The organism is Bacillus mesophilus (assembly GCF_011008845.1).
In the GTDB taxonomy this organism is placed as follows: Bacteria; Bacillota; Bacilli; order Bacillales; family SA4; genus Bacillus_BS; species Bacillus_BS mesophilus.
Window position 1 is genome coordinate 1 of sequence record NZ_JAAIWM010000005.1, and the last position, 20,073, is coordinate 20,073.

Here is a 20,073-nt window from a genome sequence, read left to right on the forward strand (position 1 = left end):
AATGAAGACAAAGTTAAAGGACCTGAGTCCCGTTGAATACAGGTCTCAGGTCCAACAAGCTGCTTAAAATATAATGTCTAACTTTTTTGGTTCACTTCAATCATAGCCGAGTTTTTGTTATTTGCGATTTTGTAAATATTTAAAGCAAGTGTGCCCCGCATAGGTTTCCTCTTTCACCTTCATAAACGAGCCCCTCCCCTCATATTCTTTTGTATCATCTTTTTTAAAGGAGTACTAACATGCGTAGAAGAAGGAAGCCCATCAACCCTATAGCTATCATTGGTATGATTGTAATACCCCTACTCATTTTTGGGGCTTACTCTTTAGTATTTTCGTCTAATAAAGCAGAGCAACTCGTCGAAAACTTTTATACATATGAACAACAGGGAAACTTCTCAGAATCCTGGGAGCTCTTCCACCCCATCATGAAAGAAAAGTTCACCCAAGGCGGCTACATCCAGGACCGCGCACACGTATTTATCGGGCATTTCGGTGCAGACACCTTCTCCTATGAAATTGCCAAGCCCACCAAGATCAAAGACTGGAAAATGTCAAAAGACACCGAGCCTTTTAAGGTTGCCCATAAGTATCTCGTTACCACATCCTATAAAGGAAAGTACGGTGCCTTTCACTTTATACAAGAGGTTTATGTGGTAAAGGGTGAAGAAAATGAGTGGAATATTGTTTGGGATTATAATAAATGATGGGACAGCGTTTCCCGTGTCCCAAATGGTCCATAGGGACAGGTACACTGTCCCAGCTTTAATTAAACAAGGCTACCCATTTCATCTCTAACTTTCTACAGGATTGATAAACTACTTTTATACTATACCTCCAAGTAGGGACAAGGAACCTGTCCCCTTGTCCCACCGGACGAAAAAACGGCCGCCCCACTAGTACTTCCTTCCTATTAACTTTTAGAATTCTCTCATATACAATTAAGAAAAGATTGATAAAGGCAAATCCATTGAAAAGTGGAGACGCAAAACTATAGGGACTAAGGAACTATTCTATGTTTGCCAGCTGCCAACACGGGACACTTTATCAAGCTTCATTATGTTTTAAGGGAGAGGATAAAGAATGAGAAGAAAATTAAAATCGATCGTAACTGCCGGTGTATTTGCAGGTGCTTTATTAGTGGGAACGTCTGCACATGCAAATACTGAACCAACACCAGTAGAATCAGGTTTAACACCAGATCAATTCTTTTATTTTATGGACAAGCTTGCTGAAAATGCTCAATTATTCCTTACGCTTGATGATGAACAAATGCAGACAGAGCTACTATTGCAATTTGCTCAGGAACGTTTAGCGGAATCTACTAAAATGGTAGAAGAGGAAAAGCTAGAGTATGTTAATGAGCTAGTAGATGCTTACCTGGAAGCAATTGAAGAAGCAGAAGATTTAGTATCAGAAGTCGTGTTAGATGAATCCGTTGAGGAAGAAACAAAGGATGAGTTAACTGAGGAACTAGAAAATACGACTGTGATTGACGAGTCTATTCAGGATTCCTTAGACGAAGAGAAGCTTGAAGAAGTCGTTGAAAAAACTGAGGAAGTAAAGCTTGTTGCTAATGTGGTTAAAGGCTTAGATCCTGAGAAAGTAACTGCTCTTCGTCAAGAAGGTCTTGGTTTTGGTCAAATTTCGAAAGTGATTGGTCTTGCTGAAGCAACTGGAAAAACGGAAGCTGAAATCCTAAGCATGTTGCAAGAAGGTAAAGGCTTCGGAGAAATCGCAAAAGAATTACAGGTTAAACTTTCTGATGTAGTGAAAAAAGGTAAAGGCCGAAACAAAGATTCAATAGCTTCTGAGGAAGAAGATGTGACAGACGAAACGACCGAGTCAGAAGAAGTTTCAGAAACTGAAGAGGTTGTAACAGAAGAGGAAGCAGAAGTAGATACTGACGTTAAGGAAGTTACTACTGAAGAAGAAACAACTGTTGAAGATGACGTACAGGTGGTAGCTGCTTCAACGACTACTGTTACAGAAAAACCAGAGCAAGCTGCTAAAGAGAAGAATTCAATTGCTACTGAAAAGAAAAAGGCTGCTGAAGAAAAGAAGAAAGCTGCTCAAGAGAAGAAGAAAGAAGCTCAGGAAAACAAGAAAAACAATAAACAAAATGAAGATGAGTCAGAAGAAGAAAACGAAAACGAGTAATGGATAAAAAGCCCCGTCATCAGCAGATGACGGGGCTTTTTATGCCCTCATATTATTGTTGGATATTAAGAAGGTATAATGTATAGATCTTCCTCGAACAATAAACTATGGAGGGGATATTATGGATTATTTCGATGATCTACCCAAGAGCGTGAAAAAAACATTAAGATATATCCAACAGGATATTAACTCTTTAGAAAAGCTGGAACAAATCGAAGCGTTAATCCTCGCTAAAATAAACAAAAAGAAGCAGGAATTTGTTGAGTAATCTGGTACAAGGAGAAAGGTTTTGTGTCCCAGATGGTTGGTGAACGTAATCTTCAAAACAATAGGGACAAGGTTTCTGTCCCCTTGTCCCTAATATACCGTGACTGTTCTTGGTGCACTTATTCTTCCTTTTGAGTCTTTCGCTGTTACTACTATCTTAGTGCCTTTTCTTTGTTTTGGGATAATGATCTTAAAATTACCATAGTAGTTTGCCTTTGCACTGTAAACTCTTGTGCCGATTTTGGCGCTAACAACTGCATATCTTTCTGTTTTTCCAGTTATACTGGTTGAGTAGTACCTGACAGCATTAACCGTTGGGATGTTAGGAGCCACACGTGTAACTTTAACTGCTCTTGCTACACTCATTTTTCCCAGTGAATCCTTTGCCACTACTGATATTGAAACTCCACTGTTTTGAATTGGAATAATTACTTTGTAATTTCCGTAAATATCTGCTCTAACGTTATAAATTTTGGTTCCAATTTTAACCGTAATATAGGCATATTTTTCTGTTTTTCCGGTTATGACTGCTGCCTTGTTGTTCACGGTGTTTACAACAGGCATATTAGGAGCTATTCGTAGAACTTTTATTACTTTAGGAGAACTCTCTGCACCTTTTGAATCTTTCGATGTAACACCGACCGATGTACCACTATTTTGGACAGGTATCTTTACAACAAAGTTTCCATACTGATTCGCTTTGCTACTATACGTTAGGGTGCCGATTTTTACACTGACCGTAGCATATGCTTCCGTTTTACCTGTAACTTGAGATTGCGTATTATAAATAGTTGCCACTGTTGGAATATTGGGTGCGATCCTCGCCACAATTATTTTCTTTTCAACACTTTGTAAGTTGGCGGAATCCATTGCTTTAACATAAATCGCTGTTCCTGTATTTTGGATAGGAATAACTAATTTAAAATATCCAGCTGTGTCTGCCTTAACCGTATATGTCTTAGCAGGAAACCGTACTGAAACTGTTGCATTCGGTTCCGTTTTACCTGAGATCAGGGAAGACTTATTATTCACCGCATTCACAGTCGGAATCGAAGGTGGTGTTACGTCCTTAACCGTCTTAACTACTGCCGTGCTAAATACTGTTCCACCAAAAGAAACAACTTTAAGAGTTGCTCCAGCTGGTTGAGTTGGAATAGAAACTGAAAACGTTCCGTCCACTTTGACAAACCCATGCCCAATTACCTGGTCATTTTTATAGATAACCATTTCAGTATTAGGTTTTCCTGTTCCATTTACAGTCGTTGATTGATCATTCACTTCATCCACAACAGGAGCAGGAATTGGATTTGCTACATAAACATCGACTTCTGATATTGTTGTATTTTGTGATCCATCAATTGCTTCTAAACGAAGAGTATAGTAACCGTTATCTAGGTTGGATGTATTCCAATTTCCTAGTAATTCGGAAGCATACGCCCCCTCACTAACGATTATCCAACTTGTTGGCGATGTACCTAAGCCATAGCCAATTTTATAAGAAGTATTTTGATAGTCAGATATTGTTCCTTTTAGCTGAACGATTCCCTGTACCTGCTGGCCACTACTTGGGGATAAATTTGTAATAGTAGGACCCTTACTGTCAGCAACGGATGCACTCATTGTTCTTGGCTCACCAAAATATCCAGTTCCTACGTGGTACATTTGCCATTTCAAATCGTTTGTACCTAATGGCAAATCACTTGGTAATTCCGTATAAAAGGTTTTTGTTTGCCCTGATTTTATCTCATCATTTTCAGAGAGTGGAATGACAATTGAATACCCTTCTGCTCTAAGCTCGTATCCTCCAGCAAGTGTCCATGTCTCCACACCCTTATTTTCTACACTAATGTTTATTGGCGTTCGAACTCCTGCCTCAATACTGGAAGTGTATGAAGTCATTCCTTTTATAAAACTATCCTGAAGCTTTCTTGCTGTTACCACAACCGGTGCAGAAAAAGCTGAATAGTTGCTTTGATGATACGTTTGATCACTTGCCTTTACAGATACATAGTAGTTTTGATTTGGTCCTAAGTAGGTGTCAGGTATTTTTATTGAAGTATTCGTGGTCGTACCCATAAAAAAGGTTGAACCACCATCGTTTTCAACCTTCACGGTATATTCGACCGGAGATTGATCTCTTGAAGCATCCCAAGAAATAGTGAATTCTGAAACTAACTCATTTGTTGCTTTTATATTATTGGGTATCGTCGGCGGAGTCATGTCAGGCAAGATCACATGCGAAATTTCAGATTGTGAGGATTCGCCATATGAATTATAAGCAGAAACTTTAAAGTAATAGACATCTTTACGCTTAGATTGATCACCCAACAATTGATAAAGTGTACCCGGTGTATCCGACAACTCCGTTCCACTTCCATCTTTTCTGAGTTGCCATTCACCATTTTCAATCTGTGCCTTTGTTGGCCAAATATTCTTCCCTAATGAAGACCACTTTGTTGCATTTCCATCATAAATTAACTCATATTCCTTACCATTATAAAGATACAATCGATAGCCAGTTGCACCAGGTACCGAAGACCAACTTAAGTCCACTTTACCTTGACTTGTATTTTGAAAGCCGGTCGAAATCGCACTTGGCTTAGTCGGCTTGGGAGAGTAGTTTACCTGCAGCACTGGTAATCCTAGAATTTTCTCATGTAACTTAGTAAAGTTCCTTTGGTTACTAGAAAGAGGTAATGAACTTTTAATACCTAGCCCATAGTTTGTTTCCGGATGTTGATACCAGCTGTGAACTAAGTCAGAAACATCCCACACCAAGTAAGGACCCATTACTGGGACCGAATTTGTCTTTGTTGCGACTGGAAGGGACGAAAGCAATGGCTTTGTAGACCATGTTACATCCTGTGCACTCCATTGTTGTTCAATCGCATGTACATGATAATTTTCATTTATATAATGATCGCAATAATAGCATGAATCCGTCGTTTGGTTGAGCTCATGTAGACGAAGCTTTGCCCCAATAAATAACCCTCCATTTAGCGATGGCAGACCTTGACCAACCTGAATATAAGACTCCGATTGAGAAACTCCATCATCTCCAATCACGATTTTGTTTTCTTTAGAGAAGTTCACATCTGGAGCACCTTCAGAAACATAGGTTACTGTACCCGTTGTCGCATCAATAGAGGTCTTTTGCTCCCAAACTGATGTTTCTGGATTTTGCATGAACATCGAATACGGAAAAATTTCCACCGTTTCTGAAAGATTTCCATTCACATACGTTCGACTGTACTCATCACGCTGAACGTTCGTAGTGCCTCCAAAAACCTGTAACGGAAATACCGAGATCAACAGAGAGAAGATAATTAGCAGTAAGGCTACTCTTTTAATAATTCTACTCATTTCAAGTGCTCCTTCAACCATAGATAGTAAAATTATATCACCCTAAATCATAGTTGAATATAGGATAAATTAGGGTCAAAGGGACAGGTACCTTGTCCCAAACGTACATCATTAAATTTAATTCGAATCCTTTATATTGTCTTTGTAAACTTGGTCTCCATGATACGATAGCTTAATAGAAACTACCTTTTCCAGCTAACGTAAAAGAGCAGCTGCATAAGCAACCACCCTCCTTGATTTATTTTCCTTTAATATTCTCTTTCAATATAAGGCTGTTCTTTTAGATGATCTGTCATTTCTTCTATAGTATCTGCTAGTCCGTCATATTCAAATAGTTCTTGAGGAAATGAAATGACCAATTCGTTAGATCTATTATAAATTTCAGCAATTCGCTTGCGGCCTTTTTTTCTTAACGTCATTTTTTTGATTTGGTGTAGTTCTATTTCACCGGTTTGTTTTGCAGTGTGAACGCTTAGTTTAGTGCCAACAATTCGGACATATGATTTTCTGTCTCTCAAGAATTTATACGTAAATTGGATGGCATACGCAGTAATTGCAGATGTAATTCCGACTGGGAGGATTCCGGTTTCAAAGTCTGTTGCAAAATGGAAAATCCACAATCCTAGAATAACTGCATACGTGGTTAACCACTTTTTAGGAAACACATATATTTCTTCATATTGAAGTTCATCTTGAAGGCTTTCTTTCAGTCTTTTACGCCTTGCCATGAATTCTTCTTTATATTGATTTATTTTTTCCTCATTAAACTCTTCTTCCGTTATATACGTTCCATCCCACATTTCTATACAATCAGGAACTTCAAGAGGAAATGCCCCTACCCATCCCACATAGGTTGCTTGATCTACACTTTCAATAGCTGCCATATAGAACCGAATGGGTTGACCGTAATCATTTTCCATATCTAGATAATCCACAATCTCAACGTTCATTGGGACACCTTCGAAGTCATCAGAAAGCCTAACATGTTGAAACATGTTAGAGCGAGCGATTACTAACTGCTTTTCTCCACCATTTAAAAACAGGTGCTCTTTTCTCAACCTTGAAAGTCCACTATGCACAAGAGAAGTTGTTTCAACATTAAGTGTTAATTTTTCTAACAATTGTTGATCATACGCTTCACCGTATTGCATGGTTGAGATCAATGCCCGTGTTGCTAAGGTCGGATCATTCCATGTCATTACTTCATTAAATATTTTTTGTATCTCATTGTTATAGTGATAGGTTAATAGCATCAGAAACGTTTCCATCTGATAACGAATTTCTAAATAACTTTCATCCCAGCTAAAATAGACATTTTTCAAACTGTAAGAATCATTATAGGCAAGATATTCTTCTTTAAGATTTGAGAAATGTTGGAGAAGATTCGGAAGTATGAATGCTTTATGAAAGTCTCTGATCAACTCATTCTCGTATCCATATAAAATCAAGAAATACATAGAGTGTTTATATTCTTCGCTTGATATCAACGGATAATGTTTTTCGACTATTTTTTTCACCCAATAAGGATATTCACGTAAAGCTTCTGGAATCAATACAGCCTCTCCTGTTGGAGCATATTGATCTAAAGTATCCATGATAGCTAGTAAATTGTTTTCTTCTTCAAATGAGCAAAGAAAATAAAATGCCCTCACTTTTGCTTCATAACTTAACCCCTTGTAATTTTGAACAATAGCATCAACAACCTCAGGAATCTGGTAGTCACTCATGAAATTCACTAGCCATAGGCTAGGATCATCCCAATCCTCCCCTGTTGTCGAAAAAGGATAAGCGGCAGTTTCAGCTATTTTTTCAAAAATACTAAACTCTAATTCCACATCATCATTTTCCTTGAAATCATTTAATTGTGATAATGCTTGATATCGTTTGTCCGGATTTTCATCCTTTATATCTTTTAATATTTGTTTTAGTTTTGATTCAAAAGACATACTCTCTCACCTTCCATGCCTAATAAATATCTGTAAATTCTCATAGATTATATACTGTTTTTCAAATTCTAGATAGATGGGAAACACAGCCAAATGGGACAAAGGGACAGGTACCTTGTCCCAGAGACTAAATAAGCTCCTCCCCATTTAAATTACTGAGGACTAGACTCTAATATTCTTATCAATTGTGAGTGATGGGTTTTAAAAAAGATAGATACTAAACCTTCGAGGTGATAGAATACATTAAAAAGGTTTTCAATGTAGTGATATGGAGGTTGTTGCCACGAATATCCATCGCCGATTATTGCAATTGTGGTTCTGGATGGATAACAAACCAATTTAAAAATAAACCGCTTTTTACCATTTATTCCTCTTACTTTTATTTTAAAAATTATCTATTAAAGAGGTTGATGAAAGTTGACAATGGAATCAAAAGAGCAAACTATTTTTAATCACATTGGTAATAAAATTAATACAGATGATCGAGTCATTAACATTATTGCAAGATTAGAAGAACCACTAATCGTTGTTTTAGGAAATGTTTTAAGCGATGAAGAATGTGATGAACTTATCTGTTTATCAAAGGACCGGATAAACCGTTCTAAGATTGGAACCGTTCGTGGAGAAGATGAACTACGAACCAGTAGTAGCATGTTTTTTCAAGAGGGTGAAAGTGATCTAGTCACTAGAGTTGAAAAAAGAGTCTCTCAAATCATGAATATCCCTGTTGCACATGGTGAAGGACTGCAAATTCTTAATTATAAAATTGGCCAAGAATATAAAGCTCACTTCGATTTCTTTACTTCCACTAACAAAGCAGTGACGAATCCTAGGATTAGTACACTCGTTATGTACTTGAATGATGTCGAGGAAGGTGGCGAGACCTACTTCCCTACTCTTAAATTATCGGTATCGCCGCAAAAAGGCATGGCTGTTTATTTCGAGTATTTCTATGACGATCAAGCCTTAAATGAACTAACCTTACATGGCGGAGGCCCTGTAATTGTTGGGGATAAATGGGCGGCTACACAGTGGATGAGAAGGAAGAGTGTGAGATAAGGCTGGGACAAGGGACATACACCTTGTCCCTTATCTTTTTCTTTGCTAAATATAATATTACCTATTAGTAGACCAACAAAGGAGCCGGGACACTGTACCTGTCCCTCTGTCCCGCAAAAAAAATCTCCCCACATAAACAAAATCTATATATAATATTATTTAGGAAAGCGAAATATTAATTTTAACAAGAAAGAAGTGTAGGGATGGAGAAGGAGAAAAAATACCCGATTTATATTATTTTGTTTTTTGTTATGGTTGCCTGGGGCTTTAATGTCGTGGGGACAAAGGTGTTGGTGTCGGTTTTTCCACCTGTTACGATTACTTCTTTTAGAATATTTACAGCTGGGATTGCCGCGTTTATCATCCTAGCCTTTATTAAAAAGGTTCGTTTACCATCGAAAAGGGAGTTTAAGTTTATCTTGATTGCCGCAATTTTTAACGTTTTTGCGCATCAATACTTTTTATCGATGGGGTTAACAGTAGCATCAGCCACAAACGCTGGTCTTATTTTAGGGCTGAGCCCGCTCCTAACTACCCTTTTTGCATGGATGTTTTTAGGAAGTCGAATTACTACGATCCGAATGATTGGAATTACTTCAGGTTTACTGGGTGTCTTTTTTATTGTACTTAATAAAGGTAGTTTTAGCAGTATTTCAACCGGAGACATTTACGTGTTTTTATCCGTCGTGACGATTGCGATTAGCTTTATTATGATTAAAAAAGTATCTAACACCTTGGATCCACGATTAATGACAGCTTACATGCTAATCATCGGATCTGTTCTTTTATTCTTCCTTAGCCTCTTCTTGGAGCCAACAGGATTACAGCAAATGAGTCAAGAAACTGGTTTCATTTGGCTGCTATTCTTTGCATCTGCTGTTATTTCCACAGCATTAGGGCATATGTTTTATAACTATGGAATCGGAAAAGTTGGAGCAGCAGAAGCCTCTATCTTTACAAATCTAAATCCGTTCTTTGCTATCGTAGGTGGAGCAGTTTTCCTTAAAGAGATTATTACCATGAATCAAATAACAGGATTTATCTTTATCATAATCGGAGTCATACTCGCATCCGGAGCATATGAAGAAATCCAAAACAGTAGGAAACGAAAACAAGCTATGGCGGTGTAGTCCGGGACAGAGGGACAGGTACCTTGTCCCACCTTGCCAATACTTAAAGGGGAGTTGACACTTAATGTCCACTCCCCTTTTCGTTAACGTACACGCTGTATTACACTTTTGGAAATACCTGTGACTCTTGATAATTGTCTCAACGAAATACCCTTGAGATCTTTGAGGCTAGCGATGGCTTCATCTCGTTTTTCTTTTTCCATCTGTTGAAGTAGTGCAATATTGGTTACCCCTAGGTTTTTAAGAGTCGCACGCACCTCATGATCGGACAGTCTAGGTCTGACCTCATCGTCTAAGCATTCATCCTGATTAGGTTCACTCGTATATTGAATAAACAGTTCCATTGCGATTTTCAGATCGGGAGAGAATAAGTGGAGAACTTTCTTGGTATCAATCATATTCTCTCTACCAACATATTCGTTGATGCTTGTCCATTTACAATTGAACACATTATCTGCTAATCCTGCTTTTGTAGGGTTTTGATGGATATATCGGAGAACCTTAAGAAAAGAAGCTGTACTATCAACATTTTCACTCTTAAATCGCTCTTGAAACAAATGCCCACTTCGCTCATATTTCAAGTTGTACCAATATACATAGCTTGAACTGATTCTTTTTAACACTTCGGAGATGGATTCTTCGGTCTCTTGTAGCAAAAGGTGTACATGATTGTCCATTAGACAATAGCTATACAAATTGAATTTGCTTACATCTTTATATTTCTTCAGTGTTTCTAGAAACCTTTTTCTGTCTTGGTCATCTTCGAAAATCGTTTGTTTGTTGATTCCTCTTAACATAACATGATACACACCACTACTACTCTTTTTTCTTGCTTCCCTTGGCATAATAGAAGATCACCTCGAGGTTAGATTAATGGTTATTTTTAAAACAAGTTATTTTAATACATTGGGATTCAATTTGAATTTCATAAAAGGAGTTTTTAACAGAGTTATCTAGAAGAAACTTTGAGGGGGAAATTCTTGTTGAAGAAATGTACCTTGTTGCAATGCTTTATCTAATCTATTCATATGCCTATCATTTTTCTCACCTCCATGTTGGTAAGTATTATAGCTTATTTATATTATTATAGTCTACTGGGACACAGGGACAGGTACCTTGTTCCAGTAGAACTCTCCAAAAAAGACCGACACCGTGTGTCGATCTCCCTTATGGTTATAGCTGGGACAGTGTACCTGTCCCCCTGGTCCAAACAATTTACCCGCTCTGCTTGACAGGTTGGTTCGCATCCACTACCTTCAAGTGTCGGTTCATAGCTACATAGAGAACGACAGCACTGACAAATAATAGTCCGCTAGTAATGAAGAACACCGCCGAGAATCCGAAGTAGGCTGAGATCATCCCGCCCATGAAAGGTCCGATGATGTTTCCGAAGAATCGTAGACTTGTGTTATAGCCGAGCACCTCGCCTTGCATGGATATTGGGGCTTCTTGGCGAATGTATGCAATTCTAACTGGAACGATCCCTCCGATTGCAATACCCAGGAAGAATCGGATGATGGTAAGCTGCCAAATGTTCGTTACAAATGCACCTGGTAAGTACACGACCGCCGCGATGATTAGCAAGATAATTAACACCTTGATATAACCAATATTATCAGCTAGGCTACCCCATCTGCGAGACATCATCAGATTCCCAAGTCCCGCTGCTGAAAAGACTACTCCAGAGAAAAATGCGATATTTTCAGGTCCATGTAGTTCGCTCACGTATAGTGATAAGATTGGCTGAATGCTAAAGTGAGCTACTTGCACAAGAATCGAGATAAAGAGCACCGTTACTAACACAGGATTTCTCGCGATATGAGCAAGAACTTCTTTCCTTGTAAAACGTTTGCTTCTCTCTGCTTTACTACCAATCTTGTATTCTTTTGTGAGCGTTACTAAAACGGCAGAAATGAAGATAAATATAGCTACTGACTGAAAGGTTGCTGAAAATCCAATTGAATCAGCTAACACTCCACCGATCATCGGACCAAACAGAGCTCCTGTAATACTCCCGGTTTGCAGTGTCCCCATCACACGTCCGGCAATTTCTTTCGGCGTTTGGGTTGAAATATAGGCCTGTGATAAGGAAATAAATCCTGTACAAACACCCATGAATAGACGTAAGAAAAATAACTCCCCTACACTGTTAACAAAGCCCATTAAGAAAATCGAGATACCTAATAGTGTTGAAGTGAATATCAATATCCGCTTTCTTCCGTATTGATCTCCGAGTCTTCCCCAGATTGGAGAAAAAATAAATGCTGTTACAAAGGTAATTCCAAATGTCCACCCCGACCAATGCTGTACATAAGCAGGAGAAAAATCTCCGAACGTTTCAATGTATAACGATAGAAACGGTAATACCATCGTCATACTTCCGGCAATAAAGAAATTGGCAAACCACATGATATATAAATTTCTTTTTGCCATTTCCTTCTCTGTCATGTCACGCCACTTCTTTCTTCAAATAAATATTTCGCTACTCTAAATATTATGATACCGAAATAATTTAATGAAGGAAATAGCAAATTGGGACAGAGGGACAGGTACAGTGGTCCAAAACAGCCATTATTTAAGAGATAATTCTTCTCTAAAAATGGTTTAGGGACAAGGGACCTGTCCCCTTGTCCCTAATATAAAGGTAACTTAATTATCATAGTTGTGCCTACTTGAGGTGTGCTTTTGATTTTAAGTTTTCCATTCATTGTTTCGATGGTTCTTACGATGACCATTGACCCTAACCCAGTTCCCTTTTCTTTTGAGCTATAATAAGGTTCTCCAAAACGATATACCTGTTCTTGAGTCATCCCAATACCACTGTCTATAATTTTGATGATAAGATTGTTACCCTCTTTAAAAGAAATGATCCCAAGCTCTCCACCGTAAGGCATGGCCTCTATACTATTTTTAAATAAATTAAGAAGGCATTGCTTAAAATGTTGAACATTTCCCCTCGTGGTACCAGGGGTTATCTCTTCTGTGATCCTAATTGAATTAATGTTTGCTAATGGTTTTATGATTTCAATTACATTTTTGATTTCATAATCAACTGAAATATCCTCTATTTGCTCAGTGGCAGGCTTGGCAAAAGCTAAATATTCACTAATAATCTTTTCAGCACTTTTAAGCTCTCGATCAACATGTACAAGGTATTGGTCCTTTTCTTCAAGAGAAAGGGTAGGCTGTTTTAATAGATGGACATATCCTTTTACAACTGTTAAAGGATTGCGAACCTCATGCGAAATACTAGCAGCCAGCTGGCTAACGACCTCCATCTTTTCTAACTTTACAATTTGCGAGCGAATAGACAGTGAATCTTTTAAGAAACCAAAAATATAAATAGACATCACCACAACAATGGGTGGAAGAATAATAAAATAAAATACATAAGCTTGTGTTACTTTAAAAAAATCTGACATAGTAACTGCCAATACTGTTGAGACTATACCTAAAAATAAGGTCAGGAAAAAAGCAAAAGTCAGCTGATCTCTTCTATTAAATTTATTAAAACTAGGAGAACACAAAGCCGTAGCTAGAAAGATGACGATATAAACAATTAATGTTAATAAATTAAAACCATAAATGGCAAACCTAGCAGCTAACAAAATAATTAGCATTGCTAATCCAACTGGCCAACCTCCATACAAAGTAGCAAGTATGAACGGAATACTCCTTAGATCGTGAACACAATATTCATCAATATAAATTGGAAATTTCATACAAAGGATGATTGGAACACTCATACAAAAAGTCAGAATGGTTTTGGTATATTGCTTAAACACCTTCACATGGTCAATTAATACAAAATAGATTAGTATACTGACCAAAATGTAAAATAGGTTATCTAAGATATTATAATTGATATAAACAAAATCCATAGGGAGCTCCTCACAATCAATAAACCATAATATATTTATTATAGAGGAATAATTAACCAATTACTTTGATTATTTTATTAAATCTCTAATATTTTTTTAAAAGCTCTATCGACAACTATTCCAATAACTGTGTAGTCTCTAACTCCTCATTTAAAGGTTTTCGGATTTTCTTTATGGCGGAAAAAAACAAGACCGCCACCTCTGGTTCACATTGCATTTCGGGCTGAAATTTGCCTGCAGACCTTACAGATTCCCCATCATAGGAGACAGCCTGTCAATCCTTCTAATATGCGGGGGATTCTAATTCGGCTACAGTACTTAAAAAGGGTAAATTTACTGCGTGGATATTTAACCACTTAGATTGTATAACTGCGGGACACAAAAAAAATGGTGATCTTATGATCACCATCCTTATTAAAGCATTTTTTCCAAGAATTCTTTTGCTCTTTTACTTTTTGGTGCTGAAAAGAATTCACTCGGAGGAGCATCCTCAACAAGCACACCTTCGTCTAAGAACAAGACTCGATCTGCTACTTCTCGAGCAAAGCCCATTTCATGTGTAACGATGGCCATTGTCATTCCTGTATGAGCTAATGATTTCATAACCTCTAATACTTCCTTTACCATCTCAGGATCGAGTGCAGAGGTCGGTTCATCAAACAGAATTACCTGTGGTGACATCGCAAGGGCTCTTGCAATAGCAACACGCTGCTTTTGCCCACCAGATAATCGAACGGGATATTCATCTGCTTTCTCAGACAAGCCTACTTTTTTCAGTAGGTCACGTCCGATCGTTTCTACCTCTGATTTACCAAGTCCCTTAACGTTTATTGGAGCATACATAATATTTTCTAGTACCGTCATATGAGGAAATAGATGAAAATGTTGAAATACCATCCCTACATTTTGGCGAACAGTCATTATATCGGTTTTGGCGTTTGTAACTTCTTGGTCCCCAATCCACACCTGTCCACTTGTTGGAACCTCTAATAAGTTCATGCAACGGAGTAGAGTAGATTTACCTGAACCAGATGGACCGACAATTGCTACAACGTCACCTTGGTTTATTTTCGTTGAAATTCCTTTCAATACCTCTAGCTTCCCAAAAGATTTATGTAAACCTTCTATTTTAATCACTTTGTCTCATCCTCCTCTCAACAAGCTTTCCTATAATTGTCAAAACAACAACTAAGAGGTAGTAGATGAGACCAACAAAAAGCATCGGCTCAAAATAAGCATACTTTTGTCCACCGACAATATAGGCTCTCCGCATAATATCGGCTGTTCCTATTACGGAGACGATAGCAGACTCCTTTGTCAGTGTAATAAATTCATTCATGAGTGCTGGAAGTATATTTTTAAATGCTTGCGGCATCACAATATCCCACATCATTTTTTTGTATGGAACACCTAATGCCATTGCAGCTTCTCTTTGGCCTTTATCAACCGCTTGAATACCAGCACGAATAACCTCTGATATATAAGCACCAGAATTTAACGCAAAAGCAGCGACAGCAGCCACATATGCAGGGATATTATAGCCAATAATTTGTGGTAATCCGAAGTATATAATCATTAGCTGTAAAATTAACGGCGTACCCCTGAATATTGAAGTATAGGCATCAGCAAACCAATGCAATGCCTTTACACGACCAATTTTAAATAAAGCTAAAATAACCCCTATGATAAATCCAAGTAAAGCCGCAAGTGCAACGATACTTAAAGTGACCCATATCCCTTGTAATATGTAAGGGATAGAGGGCACGAGATTTTGACCAAAATTTAAATTCATGCCCTAATCCATTCCCTTCTAGTATACTTACTCTTCTCCACCAAACCATTTAAGAATTAGCTTATCAAGCTCACCATTTTCTTTCATTTCATTTAATACCCGGTTGAACTCATCAGTTAATTCACTATCTTTAGGAAATGCAATAGCCGATCCTGCTGCTTCTCCTGTTTCCTCAATTGCGAATCCAACTAAATCTGGATTATTCTTAAAGTGACCGGCAGCAACTGTATCCTCAATGATTGCAGCGTCAAAACGTCCAGCTAAAATTTCTTGAACTAATTCTGGTACACGGTTACGCGTCTCAATCGTAATATCAACTGTTTCTTTAATCTTTTCCGCTTCGCCTTCTTGAATAGAGCCTGTTTGTACCCCAACAGTCTTACCAGCTAAGTCTTCAATTGATTCAATGCCAGATGCTTTTTCTGAAACAATTAGATGTTTAGCCGTAAAATATACATCTGAGAAATCTGCGTTTTCCATACGATCAGGTGTTGGTGTCATTCCTGCTAAAATAAAATCACCTTTTTCAGAATTCATGGCTGTGATTAAAGTTGTAAAATCCATATCGACAATATCAAGCTCATATCCAAGTTCTTCAGTAATGTATCTCGCAATATCTACATCAAACCCAACAATTTCATTTCCCTTTTCAGTATCAATGAACTCATATGGCGGATAGTCAGCAGATGTTAGCATAACTAATTTTTTTGCTTCGCCACCATTTCCGTTTTCGTTTGCACCGCCACAAGCTGCCAGAATCCCTGCCATTAATACTGACATAATAATTCCCATAAATATTTTCTTTACATTCATCTTATTTCCCCCTTAAATACTGTGATTTTTATGAGCATATTAATACTAATATGAATTACCAAAAATTGTATGACAAGTATTAATATAAGTTGTATAAATATACAATAATATGTATTTTAACACAAGTTAATTTTTACGCAATAGACTTACTAATTTTTTATAGTTATTTCAAAAATAATTTTCTCGAGTTGATAGGATCAAGCAATCCAATCCCCATTAAGCTAAAAAGAAAAACGACTTGCTGTGATGAGCAAGCCGTTTTCCTATATGGTTGGGACAGAGGGACAGGTACAGTGTCCCGGTTATTTCGATTAGAATACAGATGGTAGGTCATTTCATGGCGAGCATAAAGAAGAGGATTAAATCCCACACACTTCCATAAATTGGTTGGGATTTCTACACCATTACCTAACTATCACTAACACTTAAGCAATCCAGCGCTCTCTTCGCATTCACACGCGCTTCCTCTACTGACTCTGCAATTGATAGTGTGACGGCAATTCTTCGGCCTACTTTCGTTACAGGTTTTCCAAAAATACGCACTTGAGTATTCGATACTGCCAAAGCTTGGTCTACTCCTTCAATCGTATAATTTTCTAACTCCTCTGTTGCTTTTAACGGTCGGCTCGCTCCAGGTGTAACAAGAGTAATTTCTGGAATTGGAAAACCTAGAATAGCTCTCATATGTAGCGCAAACTCTGATAAATTTTGCGTAACAAGGGTAACTAAACCTGTATCATGTGGACGAGGAGAAACCTCACTGAAGTACACTTTATCTCCTGACAGGAAAAGCTCCACTCCAAATAAGCCAAACCCTCCAAGTTCATCAGTAATAGCTTTAGCAACTTTTTGAGCTTCAATAATTTGCTGTTCAGTCATATCATGAGGCTGCCAAGATTCAATATAATCGCCTTCCTTTTGAATATGGCCAATCGGTGAACAGAACATAGTCCCATTAACAGCCCTAACAGTAAGAAGTGTAATTTCTGAGTCAAACGTGATGAACTCTTCAATAATCACTCTTCCGTTTTGCACTCTTCCACCTTCCATGGCAATCTGCCAGCACTGATTCAGATCATCTGAAGTGCGACAAACACTTTGGCCTTTTCCAGATGAACTCATCAGCGGCTTCACCACACAAGGAAACCCAATTTCATGTGCCCCTGCTACGAACTCCTCATATGTATCAGCAAATTTATAATTAGCCGTTGGAAGTCCTAGCTCTTCAGCGGCTAATCTTCTAATACCTTCACGATCCATAGTTAATTTTGCTGCCCTAGCCGTCGGGATAACATGAAACCCTTCTTCTTCAAGCTTAATCAACTCAACTGTGGCAATTGCCTCAATCTCCGGAACAATTAAATCCGGCATTTCCTGCTCCACTACCGCTCTCAACGCTAACGGATCTAACATATCAACTACATAGCTTTTATGAGCAACCTGCATAGCTGGTGCATGTTCATAGCGATCAACAGCAACCGTCTCAACACCCAGACGTTGTGCTTCAATGATTACTTCCTTCCCTAATTCTCCAGATCCTAGCAATAACACCTTTTTCGGCTTAAACATACGATCCCCTACCCTCTCAATAGCTTTACTTTTAACACCATTATAAACGAACTATAGTAATTTAAAAACTAAAAATTGTTCGTGTTTTATATTTATATTCAATGTTAAATACCTAACCACACCTAACATCATTCTTTTATCACGAACGGGACAGAGGGACAGGTTTAGTGTCCCACTCTAATTAGAAAGCGAATATTACAATCATTTTCATATGCCTTTATACATACACTAATAGAATTATGGGACAAGGTACCTGTCCCCTTGTCCCTGTGTTATAATAGTGTGAATATTCCCAATACATCTGGAGGAACTAAAATGAAGTTTACTGAGAAAGAACTTGAGATATTAGAGATTCTTGAAAAGGATAGTCGGTTACCGGTTGATACGATTGCTAAGATGGTTGAGCTTGAATCTGATACGGTAACTACTATTATAAAAAGGTTTGAAGATTTAAAGATTGTGGTCGCCTATAATACACAAATTAACTGGCGTAAAATAGATCGTCCTGAAGTTGTTTCTGCCATGATTGATGTGAAGGTATCACCAAAGCGTGATGTTGGTTTTGATGAAATTGCTGAAAGAATTTATCGTTTTCCTGAGGTGAAATCTGTTTATCTGATGTCTGGGGCTTATGATTTGTCAGTAGTGGTTGAAGGTCACTCATTATCACAGGTGGGGAGCTTTGTGTCTGAGAGGCTTTCTACTTTAGATTCGGTCCTTTCCACTACCACACATTTTGTGATGAAAAAGTATAAGCATGATGGTGTTATTTTTGATGATCACGATAAAGACAAACGAATTGTGGTATCCCCATAATGAGTAACTCTAGTCAATTTCTATCAAAAACAGTGACAGACATGAAGCCTTCTGGGATTCGTCGTTTTTTTGAGCTGGCTTCTACTATGGAGGGAGTCATTTCACTTGGTGTGGGAGAACCTGACTTTGTAACATCCTGGTCCGTTCGTGAGGCTTGCATTTTATCACTGGAACAAGGTCACACCTCCTATACTGCCAACGCCGGTTTAATTGAGTTGAGGAGAGAAATCTCTACGTATTTACAAGATTCATTTTTGGTTAGCTACTCACCCGATTCAGAAATTATGGTAACGGTCGGCGCAAGCCAAGCACTGGACCTTGCCCTACGTGCGGTTATTAATCCAGGTGATGAAATTATTATTGTAGAGCCTACTTTTGTATCATATGGTCCACTGGTTACATTGGCAGGTGGAGTTCCAGTCACCATTCAAACCACCTATGAAAATGGTTTTAAGCTAAAGCCTGAACAAATCGAAGAAGTTATTTCTGATCGAACAAAGGCGATTTTAATTTGCTCTCCAAGTAATCCAACAGGGAGTGTTTTAACGAAGGCTGAGCTTGTTGAGATTAGTGAAGTTGTGAAAAGATATAACCTATTAGTCATTTCAGATGAAATTTATGCGGAGCTATCTTATGACGAGGCTTATACTAGCTTTGCAAGTATAGAGGAAATGTATGAACGGACAATCTTGGTTTCTGGATTTTCAAAAGGCTTTGCAATGACAGGCTGGCGATTAGGTTATGTTGCAGCACCGAAAGAAATCCTTCAAGCCATGCTAAAAATCCACCAATATACCATGATGTGTGCACCAACGATGGCGCAACACGCTGCGATTGAGGCTCTAAAAGGCGGAAAACAAGATGTCCAGAATATGAAGAAAAGCTACCGTCAGCGAAGAAACTATATCGTGCATTCACTAAACGAAATTGGTTTGCCTTGTCATATGCCAGGTGGTGCTTTCTATGCTTTCCCATCAATCCAAAGCACAGGCCTAACCTCAGAAGAATTTGCAGAGCAACTTCTAATGGCAGAAAAGGTCGCGGTCGTACCGGGAAGTGTATTCGGGGTTAGTGGTGAAGGATATATCCGCTGTTCCTATGCAGCTTCCATGGAAAGTCTGCAAGAAGTAATCAAGAGGATGCGCAGGTTCATGGAGAGGTTTGGGACGTAGGTCCCATGTTGGGACAGAGGGACAGGTACCTTGTCCCAAATGTACTGTTCAACATTAGCTAATTTACTATATTAATTGATGAACAAATGATTATGTTGTTGGCACCTT

General features: G+C 38.2%; 16 protein-coding genes and 1 riboswitch. Of the genes, 7 read left to right on the forward strand and 9 right to left on the reverse strand.

Annotated elements, in window-relative coordinates; translation table 11 throughout:
* The first annotated feature begins 239 nt into the window (after positions 1–239).
* From G4D63_RS14040 to G4D63_RS14050, 3 genes are all read left to right on the forward strand, one after another.
* Entirely contained in the window at positions 240–704 is a 465-nt protein-coding gene (locus tag G4D63_RS14040; protein WP_163180313.1) for a hypothetical protein, read from the forward strand.
* Positions 705–947: 243 nt separating this feature from the next.
* A riboswitch (cyclic di-GMP riboswitch) is annotated at positions 948–1,031 on the forward strand.
* A 49-nt stretch (positions 1,032–1,080) separates the two neighbouring features.
* A complete protein-coding gene (locus G4D63_RS14045; protein ID WP_163180314.1) occupies positions 1,081–2,157 on the forward strand; it encodes a DUF5667 domain-containing protein in 1,077 nt (358 codons plus the stop codon).
* Positions 2,158–2,278: 121 nt separating this feature from the next.
* Positions 2,279–2,425: a hypothetical protein gene (locus tag G4D63_RS14050; protein WP_163180315.1), complete on the forward strand. Its 147-nt coding sequence runs from the start codon at positions 2,279–2,281 to the stop codon at positions 2,423–2,425.
* Between the two features lie 89 nt (positions 2,426–2,514).
* Here G4D63_RS14050 and G4D63_RS14055 read toward each other — a convergent pair whose 3' ends face one another.
* Together G4D63_RS14055 and G4D63_RS14060 are read right to left on the reverse strand one after the other, a co-directional pair.
* Positions 2,515–5,787 (reverse strand): Ig-like domain-containing protein, encoded by a 3,273-nt coding sequence (locus G4D63_RS14055; RefSeq protein ID WP_163180316.1) that lies wholly within the window; start codon positions 5,785–5,787, stop codon positions 2,515–2,517.
* A gap of 248 nt (positions 5,788–6,035) precedes the next feature.
* Complete coding sequence (locus G4D63_RS14060; RefSeq protein WP_163180317.1) at positions 6,036–7,733, reverse strand: hypothetical protein; 1,698 nt, start codon at positions 7,731–7,733, stop codon at positions 6,036–6,038.
* Between the two features lie 423 nt (positions 7,734–8,156).
* Between G4D63_RS14060 and G4D63_RS14065 the strand changes: the two genes are divergently transcribed.
* Both G4D63_RS14065 and G4D63_RS14070 read left to right on the forward strand, forming a co-directional pair.
* Complete coding sequence (locus tag G4D63_RS14065; protein WP_163180616.1) at positions 8,157–8,792, forward strand: 2OG-Fe(II) oxygenase; 636 nt, start codon at positions 8,157–8,159, stop codon at positions 8,790–8,792.
* 203 nt (positions 8,793–8,995) lie between these two features.
* A complete protein-coding gene (locus tag G4D63_RS14070; RefSeq protein WP_163180318.1) occupies positions 8,996–9,922 on the forward strand; it encodes a DMT family transporter in 927 nt (308 codons plus the stop codon).
* Positions 9,923–10,005: 83 nt separating this feature from the next.
* Here the strand turns inward: G4D63_RS14070 and G4D63_RS14075 are convergent, their stop codons facing one another.
* From G4D63_RS14075 to purT, 7 genes are all read right to left on the reverse strand, one after another.
* Entirely contained in the window at positions 10,006–10,767 is a 762-nt protein-coding gene (locus G4D63_RS14075; protein WP_163180319.1) for a transposase, read from the reverse strand.
* 370 nt (positions 10,768–11,137) lie between these two features.
* A complete protein-coding gene (locus tag G4D63_RS14080) occupies positions 11,138–12,370 on the reverse strand; it encodes an MFS transporter (RefSeq protein ID WP_163180320.1) in 1,233 nt (410 codons plus the stop codon).
* Positions 12,371–12,555: 185 nt separating this feature from the next.
* Entirely contained in the window at positions 12,556–13,803 is a 1,248-nt protein-coding gene (locus G4D63_RS14085; RefSeq protein ID WP_163180321.1) for a sensor histidine kinase, read from the reverse strand.
* A gap of 414 nt (positions 13,804–14,217) precedes the next feature.
* Positions 14,218–14,940 (reverse strand): ATP-binding cassette domain-containing protein, encoded by a 723-nt coding sequence (locus G4D63_RS14090; RefSeq protein WP_163180322.1) that lies wholly within the window; start codon positions 14,938–14,940, stop codon positions 14,218–14,220.
* A complete protein-coding gene (locus tag G4D63_RS14095) occupies positions 14,933–15,595 on the reverse strand; it encodes an amino acid ABC transporter permease (protein WP_163180323.1) in 663 nt (220 codons plus the stop codon). The genes G4D63_RS14090 and G4D63_RS14095 overlap by 8 nt, the downstream gene beginning before the upstream one ends.
* 27 nt (positions 15,596–15,622) lie before the next feature.
* Positions 15,623–16,408, reverse strand: a complete 786-nt coding sequence (locus G4D63_RS14100; protein WP_163180324.1) for a transporter substrate-binding domain-containing protein — start codon at positions 16,406–16,408, stop codon at positions 15,623–15,625.
* Between the two features lie 408 nt (positions 16,409–16,816).
* Positions 16,817–17,977: a phosphoribosylglycinamide formyltransferase 2 gene (gene purT / locus G4D63_RS14105; RefSeq protein ID WP_163180325.1), complete on the reverse strand. Its 1,161-nt coding sequence runs from the start codon at positions 17,975–17,977 to the stop codon at positions 16,817–16,819.
* A gap of 315 nt (positions 17,978–18,292) precedes the next feature.
* Between purT and G4D63_RS14110 the strand changes: the two genes are divergently transcribed.
* Both G4D63_RS14110 and G4D63_RS14115 read left to right on the forward strand, forming a co-directional pair.
* Complete coding sequence (locus G4D63_RS14110; protein ID WP_163180326.1) at positions 18,293–18,793, forward strand: Lrp/AsnC family transcriptional regulator; 501 nt, start codon at positions 18,293–18,295, stop codon at positions 18,791–18,793.
* A complete protein-coding gene (locus G4D63_RS14115; RefSeq protein WP_163180327.1) occupies positions 18,793–19,965 on the forward strand; it encodes an aminotransferase in 1,173 nt (390 codons plus the stop codon). The genes G4D63_RS14110 and G4D63_RS14115 overlap by 1 nt, the downstream gene beginning before the upstream one ends.
* The last annotated feature ends 108 nt before the right edge of the window (positions 19,966–20,073 follow it).